The sequence below is a fragment of the Pseudoalteromonas sp. Angola-30 genome, from assembly GCF_028599215.1.
Lineage (GTDB): Bacteria > Pseudomonadota > Gammaproteobacteria > Enterobacterales > Alteromonadaceae > Pseudoalteromonas > Pseudoalteromonas atlantica.
The window spans coordinates 1-20,566 of record NZ_JAQREI010000021.1 but is presented as its reverse complement, the minus strand read 5'-3'; the positions used below and the strand labels follow the sequence as shown (position 1 = coordinate 20,566).

Here is a 20,566-nt window from a genome sequence, read left to right as displayed (position 1 = left end):
TTGTTATTTTTGCTGTGAGTTTTTAATACAGTCTTCTTTTTAAGCGTTAAAGCAGTTTGCCCTAATAATGTCAGTTATAATTTTTTGCGATGGGTTTATTTTCTCCATTGCTAAAAATTCATCAGGTTGGTGGGCTTGATTAATTGAGCCTGGCCCCATGACTATTGTTTCACAGCCAAGTTGCTGAATAAACGGAGCTTCTGTGCAATAATTTACTGCAACGGCTTTTTCTCCTGCAATTTTTTCTGCCATTTTAACGAGTGCGCTATCAGTGCTACCACTAAAAGCTGGAATGGGCTCGTGTAAATCAATTACGCTCACTGCGCTTGGGTATTGCGCGTTTATATCACTGGTGGCATCAATAAGTAAGGCTTGTAAGTCTTTAATGCTTAACCCTGGGAGCGGGCGCATGTCTATGTGCATTTCGCAGCAGCCACAAATTCGATTTGCGTTGTCGCCACCATGAATATTACCTAAATTTAAGGTAGGGTAAGGTATTTCAAAATGTTCAACTGAATATTTATTCTTTAACTGCTCTTTTAAGATCAGCAACTTTGTAATCACTTTATGCATGACTTCGATGGCGTTAAGACCACGTTCGGGATCGGAACTATGACCTGAACGGCCAAGCACTCTTATAGCCGTGCTCATATGTCCTTTGTGAGTAAATACAGGAGTCATATCAGTAGGTTCACCAATAATACAACGCGCAGGTTTTAAATTAGGGTGCTTACAAATTTGCTGCGCTCCCGCCATGGTGGTTTCTTCATCGGCCGTGGCAAGTATTAAAATAGGTTGTGTTTGCTGTTTTATATCAAGCTCACTAATAGCTTGTAATACAAAAGCAAAAAAGCCTTTCATATCAATACTACCTAACCCATATAAGTTATTGTTATGTTCAGTGAGTTTAAACGGGTCGTGGTTCCAGCGGCTATCGTCAAACGGTACGGTGTCTGTATGGCCTGCAAGCATTAAGCCGCCATCGCCTTCCCCCCGCTTAGCAAGTAGGTTGTAACGGCCTTTTCCACCTTCTAACTCTATAATTTCGCAAGTAAAACCTAAACTTTCGCACCAACGTGCTAGCAACTCTATTACCCCTTTATTACTCATACAAAGTTCATCATCTATTGCACTAATAGAGGGGGCTGCAATGAGTTGTTGGTACATAGAGATAAATGACGGCAAAGACATAAAAAAATCCAAAATAATTATTCAATTTAATTGCATAACAATATAAAAGTATTTATGATGAATATCAATTCACTTTTTAAGCATAAATATATTAAGTATAGCCATGAAGATAATGCGACGATAATCAACAATTCATTGAGAAAAGTATTAGCTAGCATCTAAGCTAGTGTAAGCGAACACCACACCTATTTAGTAGTAAATTTATAAACGAGTAAAAAATGAATGTAGCGATTATTGGCGCAAGCGGTTATAGCGGCGCAGAATTAGCAAGCTTAGTTGCTAAGCACCCTAATTTAACGTTATCGGGCTGTTATGTCTCTGAGGGAAGTTTAGATAAACATAAATTATTAAGTGATTTATACCCAGAGCATAGAAACCTTCTTGATATTCCTCTACTACCACTGAGCGAATCAGCGTTTGATGACATAAATTCGAGTGCCGATTACATCTGCTTATGTACTGATCACAAAGTAAGTGTTGATTTAGCCCCGCAGTTTTTAGCAATGGGTAAAAAAGTATTTGACCTATCAGGTGGTTACCGCCTTGCTAGCAACGACGACTATGTTACTTACTATGGTTTTGAGCACCAACATCCTGAGTTATTAAACGAAGCAGCCTACGGGTTAGCAGAGTGGAATAGCAGTGCAATTGCCAATGCAAATCTTGTGGCAGTAGCCGGCTGTTACCCAACCGCTGCGCTTAATGCGTTAAAGCCGTTGCAACAGGCAGGCTTGTTGAGTGATGAAAAAGTGATTATTAATGCTGTTTCAGGTGTTACTGGCGCAGGGCGTAAAGCCAGCGTAGGTACTCACTTTTGTGAAGTATCGCTTGCCCCGTATGGTTTATTTAACCATCGTCATGGGCCTGAAATTGAACAACACCTTGGCCACAAGGTGTTATTTACACCGCACTTAGGTAATTTTCCGCGTGGAATTTTAGAAACTATTTATGTACAGCTTAAGCCAGGCGTTACCAAGGAAAACGTATCTGATGCTTATCAAGTACTTAAAAACGAGCCGTTGATTCGTTTGTTAGCTGATAAAGTGCCATCTATTAAAAGCGTGGTAAAACAACCGTATGTTGATATTGGTTGGCAGCAGCAAGGCTCTCAACTGATTGTTATGGCAGCGATAGATAATCTATTAAAAGGCGCTGCGGGCCAAGCCTTGCAATGTATTAATTTATCAATGAATTTAGATCACACCACTGGCTTAAAAGGAGCCTTTTAATGAGCACTAAAACGTGGGTAATTAAATTAGGTGGTGCTGTACTTAATACTGAAAACGCGGCAAAAGCTTTGTTTGATGTATTAAACGCTGATCAAAATAATCAGTTTGTTATTGTTCATGGCGGCGGCTCGTTAGTCGACACTTGGCTAAAACAAGCAGGCTTTGCTAGTGCAAAGCACCAAGGACTGCGTATTAGCCCAAGTGAGCAAATGCCTTACATAGTGGGGGCGCTGGCTGGCTGTGCAAATAAGCAGCTGGTAAGCCAAGCTATTAATGCAGGCCATAAACCTGTTGGCCTTTGTTTGTATGAAGCCGGAGTTATGGCGTCTCAAAAGTTAAAAGCGCTTGGGCAAGTAGGTAAGTGCGAAAGTAATGATGATTCAATTGTTAACGATTTACTTAAGCTTGGTCGATTACCTATCGTGAGCTCTATTGGGTTTGATGAGCAAGGTAATTGGTACAATGTTAATGCTGATGAAGCTGCCGCAGCGATTGCTAGCAACTTAAATGCAGAACTTATTTTTATGACAGATGTAGAAGCAGTACTTGATGCAAACAAGCAGCCGTTACATCAACTTGACACAAAACACATTGATACTTTAATTGATGAAGGGGTAATTTTGGGCGGAATGGAGGTCAAAGTTAAGACCAGCCTGCACGCTGCCCAACATTTACGACGCGGTGTGTATATTTCCAGCTGGCAAAAGCCAGATAATTTAACTGCTTTGCTACAGGGCGAGCATGTCGGAACAAAAATTACACCATAGGGTTATCATGTTAGAGAATTTTTTAACGGGTCTAGAATTAGACCAGCAAGGCGCACTAAATTTACTAAAACTAGCGCGTGATTTAAAAGCAAAGCCAGAAAAGTACAGCCAAGTATTAGCGGGTAAGTCAATTGTTACCTTATTTGAAAAGCAAAGTTTACGTACGCGTTTATCGTTTGATATTGGAATTAACCGTTTAGGCGGCCACGCTGTGTATTTAGATCAGCAAAACGGCGCTATGGGTGCACGTGAATCTGTAAAAGACTTTGCACTTAATATTTCTACGTGGGCTGATGGTATTGTAGCGCGCGTAAACCAGCACAGCACGTTAACCACCTTAGGTGAATACTCTAGTGTACCTGTAGTGAATAGCTTGTGTGATTTATATCACCCGTGCCAGGCATTGGCTGACTTTTTAACGCTACAAGAAGTACACGGCGATGTAAGCGAGCTAAAAGTGGCTTACTTAGGTGAAGGTAACAACGTTACTCATTCACTTATGTTATTAGCGGCAACGCTAGGTACAGATTTTGTTGCTGTTACACCAAAAGGCAGCTCGCCTGATTCGCAAATTCTTAAAAAGGCTGAGCAAATTGCTGCAATGAATGGTGCATCAGTAATGGTAAGCGACCGTGTAGAAGCCGCTGTAGGCGCTAATGTTGTATATGCAGATACGTGGGTGTCTATGGGTGATGATACGCCTCTTGAGCAAGTTAAAGAAAAATACATGCCATATCAGCTAAACCAAGCATTGCTAGAACAAACAGGTGCGACTACGGTATTACATTGCCAACCGGCACACCGTGAGTTTGAAATTACCTCTGAGGTAATGGATGGCCCAGCATCAAAAATTATTCAACAAGCAGAAAATCGCATGCATGCGCAAAATGCTCTGCTAGTTACATTACTAAATCCAAATTTTGTTAAGGAACACCTATGAGTTCAATTAAAAAAGTCGTTTTAGCCTATTCAGGTGGTCTTGATACTTCAGCTATCGTGCCATGGTTAAAAGAAAACTACGGTTGTGAAGTAATTGCCTTTGTTGCCGATGTAGGCCAAGGCGCTGAAGAGCTTGAAGGCGTTGAAGAAAAAGCCATCGCATCAGGCGCATCTGAGTGTTACGTAGTTGACTTAAAAGATGAAATGGTAAGTGAGTACATTTACCCAACGCTTAAAACGGGTTCTATTTACGAAGGTACTTATTTATTAGGTACGTCTATGGCGCGTCCTATTATTGCTAAAGCGCAAGTTGAAATTGCACGTAAAGTAGGTGCCGATGCACTTTCGCATGGTTGTACTGGTAAAGGTAATGACCAAGTACGTTTTGAATCATGTTTTGCAGCGCTTGCACCCGATTTAAAAGTAATTGCACCATGGCGTGAGTGGGATTTATCAAGCCGTGAATCATTATTAGATTACTTGGCTGAGCGTGATATTCCGTGTTCTGCTTCAGCAACAAAAATTTACAGCCGTGATGCTAACGCATGGCATATTTCGCACGAAGGTGGCGAGCTTGAAGATCCATGGTGTGAGCCTAGTGACCAAGTTTGGACCTGGACTAATTCACCAGAGCAAGCACCAGATAAAGCTGAGCATGTAACGCTTACGGTTATTGAGGGTGAAGTGGTTGCCGTAAATGGCGAGCAGCTTAAACCTTACGACTGTTTAGTTAAATTAAACGACATTGCTGCGCCACATGGTGTTGGCCGTGTAGATATTGTAGAAAACCGTTTAGTAGGCATGAAATCGCGCGGCTGTTACGAAACACCAGGCGGTACCGTTATTATGGCGGCACTGCAAGCCATTGACGAGCTAGTGCTTGATAAATCAAGCCGTAAGTGGAAAGAAGTACTGGGCGGTGAATTTTCGCATTTAGTCTATGACGGTCGTTGGTTTACACCACTAAAAGACTCTATTTTAGCCGGTGCAGAAGCACTTTCTACACTTGCTACAGGTGAAGTTGTACTTAAGCTTTACAAAGGCCAAGTGACAGCCGTTCAGAAAAAATCACCTAATAGCTTATACAGCGAAGACTTTGCTACATTTGGTGAAGACGACGTATATGACCAGTCACACGCTGAAGGCTTTATTCGTTTATTCTCGCTTTCGAGCAGAATTTCAGCAATGGCTAAAAAGTAAATTATTTATAGCCCCTTGTATAAGGGGCATTACAGGGTTTGGAGAGATTTCATGGCATTATGGGGCGGACGTTTTTCTACGGGTCCAGATGAGGCGTTTAAACAATTTAACGACTCACTTCCGTTCGATTATCAGTTAGCAGAGCAAGATATTATTGGCTCTGTGGCATGGGCAGGTGCGCTTGAGCAAGTAAATGTACTCACAAGCGATGAGCACACCAAATTGGTTGCAGCACTAAATGAACTGCTCGAAGAAGTAAAAGCAGATCCACAAGCAGTGGCAACCTCAGGTGCAGAAGACATTCACTCGCACGTAGAAGCTGCACTAATCGAAAAAGTAGGTGATTTAGCTAAAAAGCTACACACAGGCCGAAGCCGTAATGACCAAGTAGCCACTGACTTTAGATTATGGTGCCGTGATACTGCCGATCATTTGCTTGGTGCTATTGCTGCACTAAAAGCTGAGTTTGTGGCGTTAGCTGAGCGCGAGCTGGGAACTATATTGCCAGGCTACACTCACTTACAACGTGCTCAACCTGTGTTATTTAGTCATTGGTGTATGGCCTACGTTGAAATGCTAGAGCGAGATGAAAGCCGCCTACAAGATGCCAAAGCGCGCTTTAATTTTTGTCCTCTTGGCAGTGGTGCACTCGCAGGTACTGCCTACCCAATTGATCGCCAAGCTTTGGCGCAAGGCCTAGGCTTTACTGGCGCAACTAAAAACAGCCTTGATGGCGTATCTGACCGTGATTTTGTAGTAGAGCTTTTAAGCTGTGCTTCTATTTCTATGATTCATTTATCGCGTATGGCTGAAGATTTAATATTTTATAACTCTGGTGAAGCCGGATTTATAGAGCTTGCTGATAATGTTACCTCTGGCTCATCGTTAATGCCGCAGAAAAAGAACCCTGATGCACTAGAGCTTATTCGTGGTAAAACGGGCCGTGTATTTGGTGCGTTTAGTGCCATGATGATGACCTTAAAAGCACTCCCTCTTGCGTATAATAAAGATATGCAAGAAGACAAAGAAGGTCTTTTTGACGCTATGCCAACTTGGCTTGCCTGTATTCACATGGCGCAAGCGTGTATCAAAGGCGTAAAAGTAAACGGCGATAAAACGCTTGCAGCGGCAAAAGGCGGCCATGCTAATGCAACAGAGCTTGCAGACTACTTAGTAGCTAAAGGTGTGCCATTTAGAGAAGGCCACCACATTGTGGGTGTACTTGTGCAGCTTGCTATAAGCGAAGGTAAAACTCTTGAAGAGCTTTCGCTTGAGCAGTACAAATCGGTTAATGACGTGTTTGAAGATGACGTTTACCCAGTACTTGAAATAGATGCCTGTATTAAAGCTCGTCAAGCGCTTGGCGGTACATCTATTGAACAAGTGACCAAAGCGGTTAAAGAAGCCAAAAAAAAACAGCAAATAACGGTTCGTGATGCAAATTTAGATGATGTTGAAGGTATTGCTAGGCTGATACAGCACTGGGCCACTGTAGGTGAAAACTTGCCGCGTGCTAAAAGCGACATGGTGCATTCAATTAACGAATTTGCAGTAACAGAAATAGACGGCAAAGTGTCGGGATGTGCATCGTTATACATTTACGACACGGGGCTTGCTGAAATACGCTCTTTAGGCATAGATCCACAAAGCGCGGTAACTGGGCAGGGTAGGCAGCTTGTAGAGCACTTATTAGCAAAAGCCAAAAAATTGGCGCTTAATCGCGTTATTGTATTAACCCGTGTGCCAGACTTTTTTGAACAGCAACGTTTTACTTTTTGTAGTAAAGAATCGTTACCAGAGAAGGTAATGAAAGATTGCGAACTTTGCCTTCGTAAAGAAAACTGTGACGAAGTAGCAATGGAATATATTTTAAAGCCAAGTACACGTGCGGAGATCCCGTGTAAATACGTGGCTTAAATTCCCTGGATATAAAAAACGTACGGTTACCCCTGTACGTTTTTTTATGTGTATAATAAACTGGTCAGATGAGTTTGGTGTCAGCTAGGGTTTTAGATTTAGTTTTAATAAATAGTTGTAGGTAGCATGTATTTTTAATATGTCAAAAAATGTTGGCACATTGGTTGCTTTGTATAAGTCAGATAGCAAAATAGCTATCACTGCTTAAAACAGGTAATGCAATTACCTACATGATGGTGTGATTAAAAGTTGCGCCAAATAATATTAAAACTTATACAAGGAACAATCACATGCAAGTTTCAGCTAATAGCCAATTACAAATGCAAGCATACAATAAAACACAACAATTACAGCCTGCGACGGAACAAACTGCTAGCCCTAAAACACTACAATCTGATACAGTAAGCTTCTCTCAAGAGGCGATGAGCGCTTCTAGTAATGATCTGCAGAGAGCAGGAATAATTTTGCCGGGTGGAAATCCACGCCCGAAATAATTACTATGGGATTTTAATGTTTTTAACTGATTTCTTTGGTTACTTTTCTCTATCGGCCCTAAATTTTTGGGCATTCTCTATGGCTTTTTTATTTAACCTATTTGTTTACAGCTTAGGAGTAAAAAGAGAAACAACATTGCTGATAAGTTCATTTATCATGATGGTATCCTATGGCGTATCTGATTACTCTTTAACATGGGTATCTATAAATGAACTTACTTACCTCGATTGGGCCCTCTATGATGCCATTACAATTGCACTTCTAGTTACTACATATAGAATAATTAAAAAAGTAACTGTTTCTTTTACTTATTTAATCACGGGTTTAAGTATAAACATGTGTCTGCTGTTAGCTATGCATTTAGATGTTTTTATATATAATAATCGGGACACATGGCTTCTTTGGGATATATATGGTTTTACTGTTAGTATCATAGATATATTTATGATAGTAGCCTTGATTGTAGATAGGGATTTCTTAGGTCTCCACAAACTCAAAAATAAGCTTTTTGGTTTGTTTAAGTCTTCAAAAACGCAGCACATAATCTAGCTTAAATGTATATTTCTGAAGCCCTAATGGATTATGTAGCGGCTTTCTCCCAATGGGGCTTCTTAATGGCCTTCCTCTACTGTCTAGTCTCCAGCATAAACAAAGAAAATAAATCTCCTGTTTATTTGTCTGCATTAATGCTCTGCTCATATATTTTTGGCAGCTATATAAAATTGTTAGATAACCTATATCTTAATTGGGCGTTCTACGATTTTATTACAATTGTAGCGTTGCTCTCTTTGCAGTACTTCAATGTTTTTAAACGTAACAAAGCTTTCCTGTTCCTCGTTCTGGCTTTAACTGCTAATGCCGTACTTACATTGCTTTTGTATTATGACTTATATGTTCTATATAACTTTGAGCCATGGTGGTATTGGAGTGTTTATTCTATCGGCGTAAACGTAATTGATGTTTTAATGATGCTTTCACTAGTGGTTAACCAGCTAAAGAGTAATCGGCTTATTGAAAAGTTATAAGTGTGGCTGAACTTTAATAACGTGAGGTTTGCTGCATTTGTGGGGCTATTTATTGAGTTTTAGTTGCCAGGCGAGGGCTGTGGTACTGACGAGGGTCAGATGAATTATGTTAATATTACTTATTTTTTGCCTAACTACATAGTGTTTCAAACAAAATGGCTATTATTGATGTAATCTCTAACTTCGATTTCGCTTATATATTAAGCGCTATTGTGCAGTGGGGGTTTCTCATGGCCTTTTTATACTCATTAGTATCTTCAATAAATAACCCCTTTAAAGGCTTTGTTGTACTTTCGAGTATTATGGCGATAGGTTATTTGCCTTGGATATTTACAAACTTTCAAACGGTTACTTATTTAGATTTTGCCCTTTTAGATATCGCTATTTTAGTTGCTGTTTATGTAACTCAGCGTTATTTTATTAAAGAGAAAACGACAGCTTATGTCTACTTAATCATCGGCCTTAGCGTTAACACCTTTTTAGCCCTATGCATGTATCTAGATACCAATATTCTATATAATTACACCTACTGGTGGTTTTGGCGCTTTTATTCATCGGCTGTTATGTTTTCTGATTTGTGTATGATTGCCGTACTAATTATCAATAGAGACTTTTTAGGCTTAATTAAGCTTAAAAGGTGGCTTTTGCAGCTAGCATTTTAAAGACGAAGTATCGAAACGTTTATGGCGATGAAAGTTTTTTTAGTTTTAATAAGTAAAATACTAAGCTAGGTGCTCAGTTAATGGTGTTGTTTATTATTTTTGAGGTGCTTATTATTAGCGTTTACTTTTAAGATGGATATCATCTCTTTTTTATTAGATGTGAGAATTGCCCATATAATCGGTGTGGTATTGCAATGGGGGTTCCTCATGGCATTTTTATATTCTTTAGTCTCATCTATCAATTCACGCTTTAAAGCGTTAGTTATACTTTCATCGATTATGGCTATTTCGTATTTTCCAGGTGTTTTGTTCAATTACCAAACCATTACTTACCTTGATCTCGCTATTTTAGATGCTATCACCATTGTGGTTTTAATTATTGCCCAATACTTTTATATTAAAGAGAAAACGGTTGCATTTATGTATCTTATGCTTGGGCTGAGTATCAACATGTGCTTTGCTCTAGGTATGTATTTAGACTCTTATATTTTACATAATTACACCTATTGGTGGTTTTGGGGGTTGTATTCATCAGTGGTGGCGATTTCTGATCTGAGTATGATTTTAGTGCTGTTTATTAATAAAGACTTTTTAAAAATTATTTATTTCAAAAACCTTATTTACTCGTTCTTTGCTAAGAAACCGCAATAGTGAATAATGTTCTAATCCCTCCTGAAGTGTCAGTTTATATCGGTGCGTTAGTGCAGTGGGGGTTTTTAATGGCCTTTTTATATTCACTAACAACTAGCATTAACAATCCATCAAAACAGGCAGTATGGCTATCTTTAGTTATGGTAGTTTCTTACTGCTTAAGTACAGTTATAGATATTTACAACATTAGTTACATAGAACTGTTTTGCTATGATGTAGGCACTTTATTTTTTATTTTATTTCTGCGGTATTTCCTACCTGAAAAGCGCATATCTACTTACTTATTATTTGGCTTGAGCATCAATTCGTTATTATTTTTAGCTATGCACATAGATGTGTTTGTACGTGGTAATTACGAACCGTGGTGGTTTTGGTCTGTTTATACAGTTGTTATTAATATGATGGATATCATCATGGTTGGTATTTTTTTCGTTAAAAAGGATTTTTTAATGTTAGTGCATGCTACTGATAAGTTGGTGAACGGTGTTATGAGATTGAAGCAAAGTGGCTGATGTTCTTTGGGGACTGGTCGATTTAGGGTACAACGTAGGTATTTTGTTTACGTGGTTTTTTCTTATTGCCTTTTTGTAAAACTTATCGGCAAGTATTAATAAGCCAGATAAGAGCAGGGCACAACTTTCATTTATTATGATGGTATCCTACATAGCTAGTTTGTTTGTGGATCCAATTATAGAAACACCGCACTTAAATTATTTTTATTATGATGCTGTAACTATCTTGGTTTTACTTCTGTGGCGTAATTTCACCAAACAAACTATACCTACGCCCTTTTATTATTTAATTGTAGGGCTGAGCTTTAATGCCTGTTTATTTTTAGGTATGCATTACGACATTGTTATACAAGGTACACTTTACTATTGGTGGTTTTGGGCGGTATATATTTTTGGGATGTATTTTAGCGATTTCACAATGGCAATTGTACTAATTATAAACAGAGATATTTTAGGTTTACTTCGGCTTAGGAGATATTTGAGATTATTTATAGAAAGGCTGAGGGAGTGAGTTAATTTAATTATTGTTTTATGGTATTTGCTACGCCTCAAAAGTGTAGATAGCGGTACAATTTTTACTTTTAGGCATTAAGGTTTCATGATTGATTTAATATTAAATACCAATATAACCTTCTACATAGGTGCATTTGTACAGTGGGGCTTTTTAATGGCTTTTTTGTATTCACTTGCCAGCTCAATAAATAACGCTGATAAGAGCAAAGTTTGGTTAACATCAATCATGGCACTTTCATATTCATCTAGCTTATTTATTGATATGGACTCCATAACCTACTTTGATTTTTTCTTATTTGATGCTGCAACACTAGCCTCAATTGCTTTATGTGGTTTTTTTATAAAAAGTTGCACCTTGTACATTTATTTACTTATTGGGTTAAGTATTAATACTTCTTTATTTTTTGCGATGTACATAGACAACGATATTATGCATCACTATGAGTACTGGTGGTTTTGGGATATTTACTTTGTAGGTGTTAATTTTAGCGATTTACTAATGATTACAGTAAGCCTTTTAAATAAAGATATTTTAGGTTTAGCAAAGTTAAGTAATTATTTAACAACAAAATTTAAGCCCTCACGATATGCATAGCCTGTTATGGGCGATGGCTGACCTATACGATTACATAACCATTTTAATTACATGGCTGTTTGTTTTTGCATTTTCATATTGCTTATCTACAAGCATAAATAAGTCAGATAAAAGTTTAGCCCAAATATCATTTATTATGATGGCTTCATATACATCAAGTATGGTTATGGACCCGCAAACAGCCACACCTCACTTAAAACTGTTCTTATTTGATGCAGTTACCATAATCGCTTTGATGATATGGATGATTTTTTTATCGAAAGCTAAACCGATCGCTTTTTATTATTTAATCGTGGGGCTTAGTTTTAATGCGTTTGTATTTTACGGTATGCATTACGATAGTATCGTTCTTGGTAATATAGAGTATTGGTGGTTTTGGGGGCTTTATGGTATTGGGCAGCTTACAAGTGACTTAGTAATGGCATTGGTTTTATTTATAGACAAAGATATTTTAGGCTTGGTAAAGCTTAAACGCGCTTTATTTAACCGCAATGAATTACAAGCTATGGCTAAAAAGTAGTTAGGTATAAAGTAGTTAGGTATATTAGCGCACCAAAGTGCGCTAATTGTGTTTATTTAGTTTGCGTCGCAGCCTAATCTTTGTTTTAAAGCATCAACTACAAGTGGACTTACAAATTCGCTCACATCGCCATTATGGCGGGCAACTTCTTTTACCAAGGTTGATGATATAAACGAGTTGCGCTCAGAAGGTGTTAAAAACACGCTTTCTAAATCTGGATTTAGGCGGCGGTTCATATTTGCGAGCTGAAATTCGTAATCAAAATCAGACACCGCTCTAATACCGCGAATAAGCACATCAGCTTTATGATCAAAAGCTAAATCGGCTAGTAAGCCTGAAAAGCCAATCACTTTTACATTACTCAAATGCCCTAAAATAGTGTTGGCTAAATCAACTCGCTCATCGAGACTAAAGCACGGCTTTTTAGAAGGGTTATGAGCAATAGCAACAATAACCGTGCTAAACATTTTAGCTGCGCGCTGAATTAGGTCTGTGTGGCCGTTGGTTAACGGGTCGAATGTACCAGGATAGATTGCCGTAACGTTCATAGATTTCACTAACTATTATTTTTTAAGTAGTCTATCAGTGTTTGTTCTACAAATCAGCCTAGGAGATCAGGTTGAGCTTTTATGTTTGATATTTAATCAGTAAAAGTGCTTTAAATGAGTTACCATTTTTTAAAGTGTAATTACGCTGCTTAGGCTTTGCGTTAGCTAACAGCACTACATTATTGCAAATGTCTGCGTGCAGCATAATCAGACTTCGTTTTTAAAATAGTAAATTATGATGGTATTTAAACCAGCCCGATTTGTTTATACTGCAAGGCTGATATTTAGTGTAATGTAGTTTATAAGTTAATTTGAGTCGTCGCATATGAATACTAAGGATAAAATAATACACACCAGTATTTCGTTATTTAATGAACATGGTGAGCGTGCAATATCAACCAATCATATTGCATCACATTTAGGGATGAGCCCGGGTAATCTTTACTATCATTTTAAAAATAAAGAAGACATTATCCGACATATTTTTGCGCTTTACAGCGAGCATTTACATACTCATTTTAAACCCATTGAAGCAAACGATGATGCATTTGATCATCTAACAGCTTATTTAGATTCATTATTTGAGCTAATGTGGCGCTATCATTTTTTTTACGACAACTTAGGCGACATCCTCTCCAGAGATGAAAGCTTAAAACAAGCCTACATTGGTTTTCAGTCAACTTTATTAGAGCAGGTTCGCCAAGTTATTTTAGGCCTGCGCGATAACGAAATGATTGCCATAGAAGAGCAAGATGCGCTTGAACTTGCCCATACTCTTAAGCTAACCGTTAGTTTTTGGACTCCGTATATTAAAGCGCGTAGGCTCAGTGGTAATTTAGCTGAGCAAGATATTTATCATGGCATTTTAAAAGTATTAGCATTATTTAGGGCTTACAGCACCGAAAAAAGCATTCTTAAAATGAATCAGTTACGTGAAAAATACACCCAACTTGCAGAGCAAGCGCCAGCGCTTGCCTAACTGCTGTTAGTTGGTTAGTTCCTAGACGCAAAAATTTTTGCTATAATCGCGCGCCCAATGCCTGGGAGCGCGAATTCCCGCAGTCTAAGAGTGAACTATGCTTAAATTTATCGTCAAACTACATCCTGAAATTGCCATTAAAAGCCGTTCGGTACGTAAACGCTTTACTAAAGTGTTAGAAAATAACATTAAAATTGTATTGCGCCGTGTTGACGAAAAAGTACAAGTAAGAAACAACTGGGATAATATTTCTGTTGTAACTAAGCTTGATGATGCACAAACACGCCTAGACTTTATCGATAGCTTGCAGCGCATTCCTGGTATTGTGCAATTTATTGAAGTGACCGAAACTGATTTCACAACGCTTGACGATATCTATAAAAAAACCATAGACCTAGTAGGGCACACCATTGTTGGTAAAACGTTTTGTGTACGCGCAAAGCGTATTGGTCAACACGACTTTACTTCTACCGATTTAGAGCGTTACGTGGGTGGTGGTTTAAACCAGCACGTTGAAGGCGCGCGCGTTAAGTTAAGCCGCCCAGAAGTAACTATTCGCTTAGAAGTAAAAGACGATAAAGCCTACATAGTTACGCAAACTCACCTAGGTATGGCAGGCTTTCCACTACCAACACAAGAAGACGTGCTTTCGTTAATGTCAGGCGGCTTTGACTCAGGTGTAGCAAGTTATCAGATGATCCGTAAAGGCGCTCGCACGCACTTTTTATTCTTTAATTTAGGTGGCGCAGCACATGAAATTGGTGTTAAACAAGCCAGCTACTACTTATGGAAAAAATTTAGCTCTACTCATAAAGTTAAATTTATCACGGTTGATTTTGAACCGGTTGTTGCCGAAATTTTAGAGAACGTTGAAAACAGCCAAATGGGTGTTGTGCTAAAACGCATGATGATGCGTGCTGGCAGCCAAGTAGCCGAAAAATTAAATATTCAAGCCTTGGTAACTGGTGAGAGTATAGGTCAGGTTTCTAGCCAAACCTTAGCTAATTTAAGTGTGATTGACCGCGTAACAGAAACCCTGATTTTGCGCCCACTTATTCAGCACGACAAACAAGAAATTATTAATATTGCCCGTAAAATTGGCACCGCAGAAATGGCCGAAACCATGCCTGAGTATTGCGGCGTAATATCTAAAAAGCCAACAGTTAAAGCTAAACTTGACGTTATTAAAGCCGAAGAAGAAAAGTTCGACTTTGATGTGCTTAATACAGTTGTTGAAAACGCTCGCATTATGGATGTGCGTGATATAGACGTAGAAGCTAAGCAAGAACTTAAAGAAGCTGAGTCGGTAGTTGATTTACCAGCGGGTGCAGTGGTTGTTGATATTCGCTCACCAGAGGAAGAGGATGCAGCGCCGCTTGAGATTGACGGTATAGATGTAGTGCATTTACCGTTTTTCCGCTTAGCGACTAAATTTGGTGATCTGCCAAAAGATAAGGATTACTACCTGTATTGTGAAAGAGGGGTTATGAGCCAGTTACAGGCGCTTATTCTTCATGAAGCAGGCTTTACGGGTGTAAAAGTTTACCGCCCGTAAAGGTTAACCGTAATTTAGAGCGTGGTTTATACCACGCTTTTTTTTGCCTTAATTTTAGCAAGTAGGGCATCGTTTAGCGGGGTGCTGATATTTAATCGCTTTCCTTGTTGGCTAATATAGCCACAAATGGCGTCTATTTCGGTTTGTCGGTTATGCGCTACGTCTTGATGCATTGAAGAGTAGTTTTCAGCGGTTAGCATCATTACGTTGTAAGCGTTGTTAAGCGCATCGGCCAGCTTAATATCAAGCTTTAAAGCATGGGCTATTTGGCATGCCTCAGTTAATAAATTAAAGATAATGCTATTAAAATAAGGGACACGTAACTGACCATTTTTAATATCATACAGTGCGCTTAATGGGTTAATGGCAATATTTACTAATAGTTTTTCAAAACGTAGCTGCTCAATATTAGTACTGTAGCTTAGCTGCGGCACGTTTTGCAATTGCTCACACATTGCTTGGCGATAACTGTGCGCGCAAGGGTTGCAGGCACCTAATACGCTTTTACCTTCACCGGTGTGCTGTACTATAAAGTCGTTTGTTTTAAAGCCAGCCATGCTGGTGGTTAAAAAGTACAACGCTTGTTGCTTATCGAGTTGCTCATTGAGCGTTTCAACATTACCCATCCCGTTGTGCGATACAACAAGTACACTACTTGGCGATAAAAAGGGTTTAATTTGCGTAAAGGCCGATTGCACCTGAAAAGCCTTTACTGCAAAAATAACAATATCAAACGCGGGCTGTTCATTAATTTGCTTAAGTGTAATAAACCGCGCATTAATTTTTTGCGAAGGCTGTTTTGCTTTGCAATAAAAGCGTGTATTTGCAGTGGCTTTGCGTGTTAACACATGAACAGTGTGAGCTTTAGATAAAAAATGGCTTAGCAATAAACCAATAGCGCCGTCGCCAATAATAAGAATATTAGCCATAAGGGTTCTTTTTTCGAGGAGTAAAAATGGTTCTTAGTAAAAAGTACGTGGCCGCGCCGGCAAAATCAGCAATAAAATCACCTAAAGAGGCCTGCCTGTAGGGAAGCGCATCTTGCATTATTTCTATTGCTGCACCGTAGCCCGCAAGCAAAAGTACTTGCGTGTACAGCGGTAACTTAAAGGCTTTATCCATAATGATGGCAAGTATAAAAAAAATCCCAAAGTGGGCAACTTTATCAACATGTGGAAATAAGTTCGTAACGCCGCCTTTTATTTCTTTGGCAAATAAGAGGGTAAACACCACAATACTAATCAAAAAAACTGCTTGGTAAACACGCCTTGTCACGATAAATCCTAAAACCGCTTAAAAAAGAGGCTGCAGTATATCAAACTAAATTAGTATCGCACCTGAACAACTGGCAGAAAAATGTAAAGATTTATAATTTTAGCGTTATAATCGGCGCATAAATTTAGATTTAATAGTTAGGAGAACCCAATGCCTTCATTTGATATCGTATCAGAAGTAGAAATGAACGAAGCTAAAAATGCAGTAGATAACGCCAACCGTGAGCTAGAAACGCGCTTTGACTTTAGAGGTGTTGACGCATCAATTGAGCTAAACGACAAAACAATTAAATTAAAAGCAGAAGCTGACTCACAAGTTATGCAGTTGTTTGATATTTTAGCAGGTAAAATTTCTAAGCGTGGTATGGACGTAGCAAGCTTGGAACTACAAGACATCACTCGTGCTGGTAAAAACGTGTTTCGTAATGTTGCACTTAAACAAGGCATTGAGAAAGACATGGCTAAAAAAGTAGTTAAAGCCATTAAAGACTCAAAAGTAAAAGTACAAGCTGCTATTCAAGGTGAAGAAGTACGTGTAACGGGTAAAAAGCGTGACGATTTACAAGCCGCTATGCAAGTCGTTCGCACTGCAGATTTAGGCCAGCCTTTCCAGTTTAAAAACTTTCGCGATTAATTAGCTAAGTGTCTTTAGTATTTTAAAGTGAAAATTTAAATGTGTGGTTATTAAATATATTAGCCACACATTTTACCCCGCCCTAATTACAGCCTTTACTTACTCGCAAGCCTAAACCCCTTTTACCTACGTAAAATTACTCTACTGTTATTCCATATTCTTTTAACGTTATTTAAATGCATTATTAAACCTGCTTATCACGCAGTTGCGTATATTAGGCTATTCTTAATATCAATATTACTTAATAGCGACTGTTAAAGGCTTTGAATGCTTAAGTTTCTTGTTTTTATAATTATTATTGCGTGCAGTAAGTTTAGCTTTGCCAAGCCAATAAATGTAGATGTGTTGGTAGAGGACGGTTACTTTCCAATTATTATTAATGCCGAAAAAGAGCAAGGGTTAGCGCCTGAGTTTGTAAAAATACTCAATGACTCTCAAAGCGAATATAAATTTACTCTTAACTCTTTGCCTGTAAAAAGGCTCAAAAAGTGGGTCGAATGGGGGGAATTCGACATGTTGTTTTTAATGGCTATGCAATGGGTGCCTGAAGTAGCAAGAAGTGCCTTACAGGAAACGAGCTTTTATGTTATTGCTAAAAATGAGTTGTATACGCTGGCACAAAACGCCCAAAAGCAAAGCTATTTCGATGACTTACATGCTTTAACAAAAGCGGGAGTATTGGGGTATTCCTATCGTTTTGCTGATTTTAAAACCGATGCACAGTATTTAAGTGAAGAACACCAAGTTAGTTTAACAATCGATGAGTTTAACGTTGTTAAAATGCTGCTATTAAAGCGTGCCGATGTAGGGGTGTTAAATAACATAGCTTATCAATACTTTAAAAAGAACAACATTTTTAATATGAACCTGCTTTATAAGAGTAATACCCCAGATGCTATATACGATACTCATTTTTTAGTTAATCCTGCGCGCAGTAAAATTACGGTAAAACAAATGGATAAGCTTTTAAATTCGTCTGAAATAAAACCTAAAATCACAGCGCTTTTAAGTTCATACGGCGTAACATCCAGCTTTACTGAAAATAAATAATATAACCTTTAGCTATATAGACGTCCGTTGACATTTGTAAACAAACTGCTCACAATAACCGCCTATTTTCAAGGTGCTTGCTGGTTGCTAAATACAGGGTTTAAAGTATTAAAACTAACAGCGAGATAATCGGGAAGTTGGTGCGCCTTTATGACAAAAGCAATCCCAACACTGCCCCCGCAACGGTAAAGTATTAACGCATTTATGTGTTTACTGAGTCCGGAGACCGGCCTTGAAGTAATCTTACTTACTTAAATCTTTGCGGTGGGCAAAGATAGGGAACATCATGCTAAATAAAACAACTCTTGGCGTTGCTATCTCGGCTGCGCTGTCTTTTTCTGTATCTGCTGCACAAAGCCCAATTGAAAAAATCACTGTTACCGCTAATAAATTTGAACAATCAATAAAAAATGTTTTAGCGAGCGTTAATGTAATTGAACGCTCCGAAATAGATGCAAGCAATGTACGCGATTTACCAACCTTACTAAGCACACAGGTGGGTTTTCAAATTAATCCTAATGGTGGCTTTGGCCAAACGTCGGGCGTGTCTTTACGTGGTACAGGTTCTGGCGATACGCTAATTTTAATTGATGGTGTACGCACGGGCTCAGCCACGCTAGGACAAAAAGCATTAAGTAACGTGCCGCTAAATAGTATTGAGCGAATCGAGATCATAAAAGGCTCGCGTGCAGCTGTGTATGGCTCAGATGCATTAGCTGGGGTTATTAATATAATAACGCGTGAAGCGAGCAATGTATCACTTGATGCCACATTTGGCTCTAACGCTTATCAAAACTATCAGCTTGCAGGTTCAGTAAAATCAAATGAAGTGGTTAGCGCATTTAATGCAGGCTTTGAAAAAACCGATGGTTTTGATGCATTACAAGGTATAGCGCCCGATGACGACAGCTATGAAAATAAAAACGTAGGCTTTAAAGTAAACTATACAGATGCACACTACGGTAACTTTAAGCTACTAGGCCAGTACAGCGAAGGCTACGCGGACTACGATAGCAGCTTTAGCCCGGCTACGAGCACGGTTGAAAGAGGGGACTTTAAAAACTATCAACTGTCGGCGCAGTGGAGCAAAAACTACACTAACCAATCTCATGCTATAGATGTTGCTTTTGCAACCGATGATTCTGACAGCACATATGTGGACTCTTTTACCGGCGGGCCATTAACCAGTACATTTGTTACTAAGCGCTCGCAAGTAGATTACAGCGGCCAATACCGCTTAACAAATGCGCTTAATATTAGCGGCGGCGTTAATTGGTATAACGATGATGTATCGCAAAGCTCGCAAGCATTTGATGAAGATAGCCGCGATGTATTAGCGGTGTTTGTTGGGGCTTATTACGACACCGACACTGTGCTTGCCAATTTAACTCTTCGCCAAGACGACGATGAACAGTTTGGTGATGAAACAACCTATACTGCGGCGGCTGGTTATCATTTATCTGAAAATTCAACATTTAGAATTAGTCAAAGCACAGGTTTTAAAGCGCCAACATTTAACGATTTATACTACCCAAATTTTGGTAATCCAGATCTCCAACCTGAAAAATCAATAAACCGCGAGCTTGGTGTAAATGTTAATTTTGACAGTGCACAAGTCGATTTTGCAATTTTTAGAAACGACATCGAAGATAAAATTGATTACGATGAAAACTTTGCGTTAGCTAATATAAACGAAGCTCGCTATGAAGGGGTTGAATTTAGCCTTACACAACAAATTTTAGGGTTTGATAGCCACTTTAATTTTGCATATTTAAGTGCCGAAAACAAAGAAACCGGCGATGAGCTACGCAATGTTGCCAAGCGCACTGCTAATTGGGAGCTCGCAAAGCAATTTGGTGATTTTGATGCTCGCATTGATATGCAATACCGCAGTGATCGCGAGGGGGCAGTCACGCGCCTAGGATCGTATACACTTTGGAACCTAGCGGGTAACTATCATGTAAACGATAATATTGAGCTGTCGCTGCGTGTAGAGAACCTATTTGACAGAGATTACAATGTGGTTGACTCAAGAGCTGACTTTACAAGCGGTGAAGTATATTACTACAACACCCCAGAGCGCCGCTTTTTTGCAGGTGCAAGCTATCAGTTTTAATAGCGTTTTTTAATATACAAAAGCCCGATTTATATCGGGCTTTTTAATGTGTATTTATACCAATTCGCATTAATACTTAATCATTTTCAGGGGCTAAATGTGTCGCTATCTGCGTTAAAAAATTCTCATTTAGAACAACTAAATAGCGAATTTTTTGCCTTGCTATCAACACGTTTATCCATCCTCAAAATAGA

General features: G+C 38.9%; 22 protein-coding genes and 1 riboswitch. Of the genes, 18 read left to right on the top strand and 4 right to left on the bottom strand.

Annotation, left to right across the window (positions count from 1 at the left end; translation table 11 throughout):
* Window positions 1-39 precede the first annotated feature (39 nt).
* A complete protein-coding gene (gene argE / locus PSH54_RS18455; protein WP_273606802.1) occupies window positions 40-1,191 on the bottom strand; it encodes an acetylornithine deacetylase in 1,152 nt (383 codons plus the stop codon).
* Between the two features lie 218 nt (window positions 1,192-1,409).
* Between argE and argC the strand changes: the two genes are divergently transcribed.
* From argC to PSH54_RS18385, 13 genes are all read left to right on the top strand, one after another.
* Entirely contained in the window at window positions 1,410-2,420 is a 1,011-nt protein-coding gene (gene argC / locus PSH54_RS18450; protein WP_273589257.1) for an N-acetyl-gamma-glutamyl-phosphate reductase, read from the top strand.
* On the top strand, window positions 2,420-3,187 hold the full coding sequence (gene argB / locus PSH54_RS18445; RefSeq protein WP_273606801.1) for an acetylglutamate kinase: 768 nt from the start codon (window positions 2,420-2,422) through the stop codon (window positions 3,185-3,187). The genes argC and argB overlap by 1 nt, the downstream gene beginning before the upstream one ends.
* 7 nt (window positions 3,188-3,194) lie before the next feature.
* Window positions 3,195-4,127, top strand: a complete 933-nt coding sequence (locus PSH54_RS18440) for an ornithine carbamoyltransferase (protein WP_024034341.1) — start codon at window positions 3,195-3,197, stop codon at window positions 4,125-4,127.
* The gene (locus PSH54_RS18435; protein ID WP_004588532.1) at window positions 4,124-5,326 is read left to right on the top strand and encodes an argininosuccinate synthase; all 1,203 of its coding nucleotides are present in this window, start codon (window positions 4,124-4,126) and stop codon (window positions 5,324-5,326) included. Before PSH54_RS18440 ends, PSH54_RS18435 begins: the two co-directional genes overlap by 4 nt.
* A 51-nt stretch (window positions 5,327-5,377) precedes the next feature.
* Window positions 5,378-7,243, top strand: coding sequence for an argininosuccinate lyase (gene argH / locus PSH54_RS18430; protein WP_273606800.1), 1,866 nt, complete (start codon window positions 5,378-5,380; stop codon window positions 7,241-7,243).
* A gap of 290 nt (window positions 7,244-7,533) precedes the next feature.
* Window positions 7,534-7,737 carry a hypothetical protein gene (locus tag PSH54_RS18425; protein WP_054983175.1) on the top strand — a complete coding sequence of 68 codons (204 nt, stop codon included), beginning with the start codon at window positions 7,534-7,536 and terminating at the stop codon, window positions 7,735-7,737.
* A 16-nt stretch (window positions 7,738-7,753) separates the two neighbouring features.
* The gene (locus PSH54_RS18420) at window positions 7,754-8,287 is read left to right on the top strand and encodes a hypothetical protein (RefSeq protein ID WP_273606799.1); all 534 of its coding nucleotides are present in this window, start codon (window positions 7,754-7,756) and stop codon (window positions 8,285-8,287) included.
* A 5-nt stretch (window positions 8,288-8,292) separates the two neighbouring features.
* Window positions 8,293-8,763 carry a hypothetical protein gene (locus PSH54_RS18415; RefSeq protein ID WP_054983177.1) on the top strand — a complete coding sequence of 157 codons (471 nt, stop codon included), beginning with the start codon at window positions 8,293-8,295 and terminating at the stop codon, window positions 8,761-8,763.
* Window positions 8,764-8,993: 230 nt separating this feature from the next.
* Window positions 8,994-9,425: a hypothetical protein gene (locus PSH54_RS18410; protein ID WP_095206722.1), complete on the top strand. Its 432-nt coding sequence runs from the start codon at window positions 8,994-8,996 to the stop codon at window positions 9,423-9,425.
* A 207-nt stretch (window positions 9,426-9,632) separates the two neighbouring features.
* Complete coding sequence (locus PSH54_RS18405) at window positions 9,633-10,076, top strand: hypothetical protein (RefSeq protein WP_054983179.1); 444 nt, start codon at window positions 9,633-9,635, stop codon at window positions 10,074-10,076.
* Window positions 10,076-10,588 (top strand): hypothetical protein, encoded by a 513-nt coding sequence (locus PSH54_RS18400; protein ID WP_248462647.1) that lies wholly within the window; start codon window positions 10,076-10,078, stop codon window positions 10,586-10,588. Before PSH54_RS18405 ends, PSH54_RS18400 begins: the two co-directional genes overlap by 1 nt.
* A 598-nt stretch (window positions 10,589-11,186) precedes the next feature.
* Window positions 11,187-11,696, top strand: a complete 510-nt coding sequence (locus tag PSH54_RS18390; protein ID WP_054983181.1) for a hypothetical protein — start codon at window positions 11,187-11,189, stop codon at window positions 11,694-11,696.
* On the top strand, window positions 11,689-12,216 hold the full coding sequence (locus PSH54_RS18385) for a hypothetical protein (RefSeq protein ID WP_273606798.1): 528 nt from the start codon (window positions 11,689-11,691) through the stop codon (window positions 12,214-12,216). Before PSH54_RS18390 ends, PSH54_RS18385 begins: the two co-directional genes overlap by 8 nt.
* Window positions 12,217-12,272: 56 nt before the next feature.
* Here PSH54_RS18385 and coaD read toward each other — a convergent pair whose 3' ends face one another.
* Window positions 12,273-12,764: a pantetheine-phosphate adenylyltransferase gene (coaD, locus tag PSH54_RS18380; protein ID WP_273606797.1), complete on the bottom strand. Its 492-nt coding sequence runs from the start codon at window positions 12,762-12,764 to the stop codon at window positions 12,273-12,275.
* 325 nt (window positions 12,765-13,089) lie between these two features.
* On the opposite strand from coaD, the gene PSH54_RS18375 reads away from it, so the two are divergent.
* Window positions 13,090-13,743 carry a TetR/AcrR family transcriptional regulator gene (locus PSH54_RS18375; protein ID WP_004588522.1) on the top strand — a complete coding sequence of 218 codons (654 nt, stop codon included), beginning with the start codon at window positions 13,090-13,092 and terminating at the stop codon, window positions 13,741-13,743.
* 97 nt (window positions 13,744-13,840) lie between these two features.
* On the top strand, window positions 13,841-15,298 hold the full coding sequence (thiI, locus tag PSH54_RS18370) for a tRNA uracil 4-sulfurtransferase ThiI (RefSeq protein WP_004588521.1): 1,458 nt from the start codon (window positions 13,841-13,843) through the stop codon (window positions 15,296-15,298).
* A gap of 26 nt (window positions 15,299-15,324) precedes the next feature.
* On the opposite strand, the gene PSH54_RS18365 is transcribed toward thiI, so the two are convergent.
* Together PSH54_RS18365 and PSH54_RS18360 are read right to left on the bottom strand one after the other, a co-directional pair.
* Complete coding sequence (locus PSH54_RS18365) at window positions 15,325-16,227, bottom strand: ketopantoate reductase family protein (protein WP_273606796.1); 903 nt, start codon at window positions 16,225-16,227, stop codon at window positions 15,325-15,327.
* Window positions 16,220-16,573 (bottom strand): VanZ family protein, encoded by a 354-nt coding sequence (locus PSH54_RS18360; protein WP_064386896.1) that lies wholly within the window; start codon window positions 16,571-16,573, stop codon window positions 16,220-16,222. Before PSH54_RS18360 ends, PSH54_RS18365 begins: the two co-directional genes overlap by 8 nt.
* Before the next feature lie 150 nt (window positions 16,574-16,723).
* Here PSH54_RS18360 and PSH54_RS18355 point away from each other — a divergent pair, with 150 nt between their 5' ends.
* The 3 genes from PSH54_RS18355 to PSH54_RS18345 all read left to right on the top strand — a co-directional run bounded on the left by PSH54_RS18355 (window position 16,724) and on the right by PSH54_RS18345 (window position 20,372).
* Entirely contained in the window at window positions 16,724-17,206 is a 483-nt protein-coding gene (locus tag PSH54_RS18355; RefSeq protein WP_004588518.1) for a YajQ family cyclic di-GMP-binding protein, read from the top strand.
* A gap of 267 nt (window positions 17,207-17,473) precedes the next feature.
* On the top strand, window positions 17,474-18,256 hold the full coding sequence (locus PSH54_RS18350) for an ABC transporter substrate-binding protein (protein WP_273606795.1): 783 nt from the start codon (window positions 17,474-17,476) through the stop codon (window positions 18,254-18,256).
* Window positions 18,257-18,323: 67 nt separating this feature from the next.
* A riboswitch (cobalamin riboswitch) is annotated at window positions 18,324-18,493 on the top strand.
* Window positions 18,494-18,542: 49 nt separating this feature from the next.
* Window positions 18,543-20,372, top strand: coding sequence for a TonB-dependent receptor domain-containing protein (locus PSH54_RS18345; protein WP_273606794.1), 1,830 nt, complete (start codon window positions 18,543-18,545; stop codon window positions 20,370-20,372).
* Window positions 20,373-20,566: the final 194 nt, after the last annotated feature.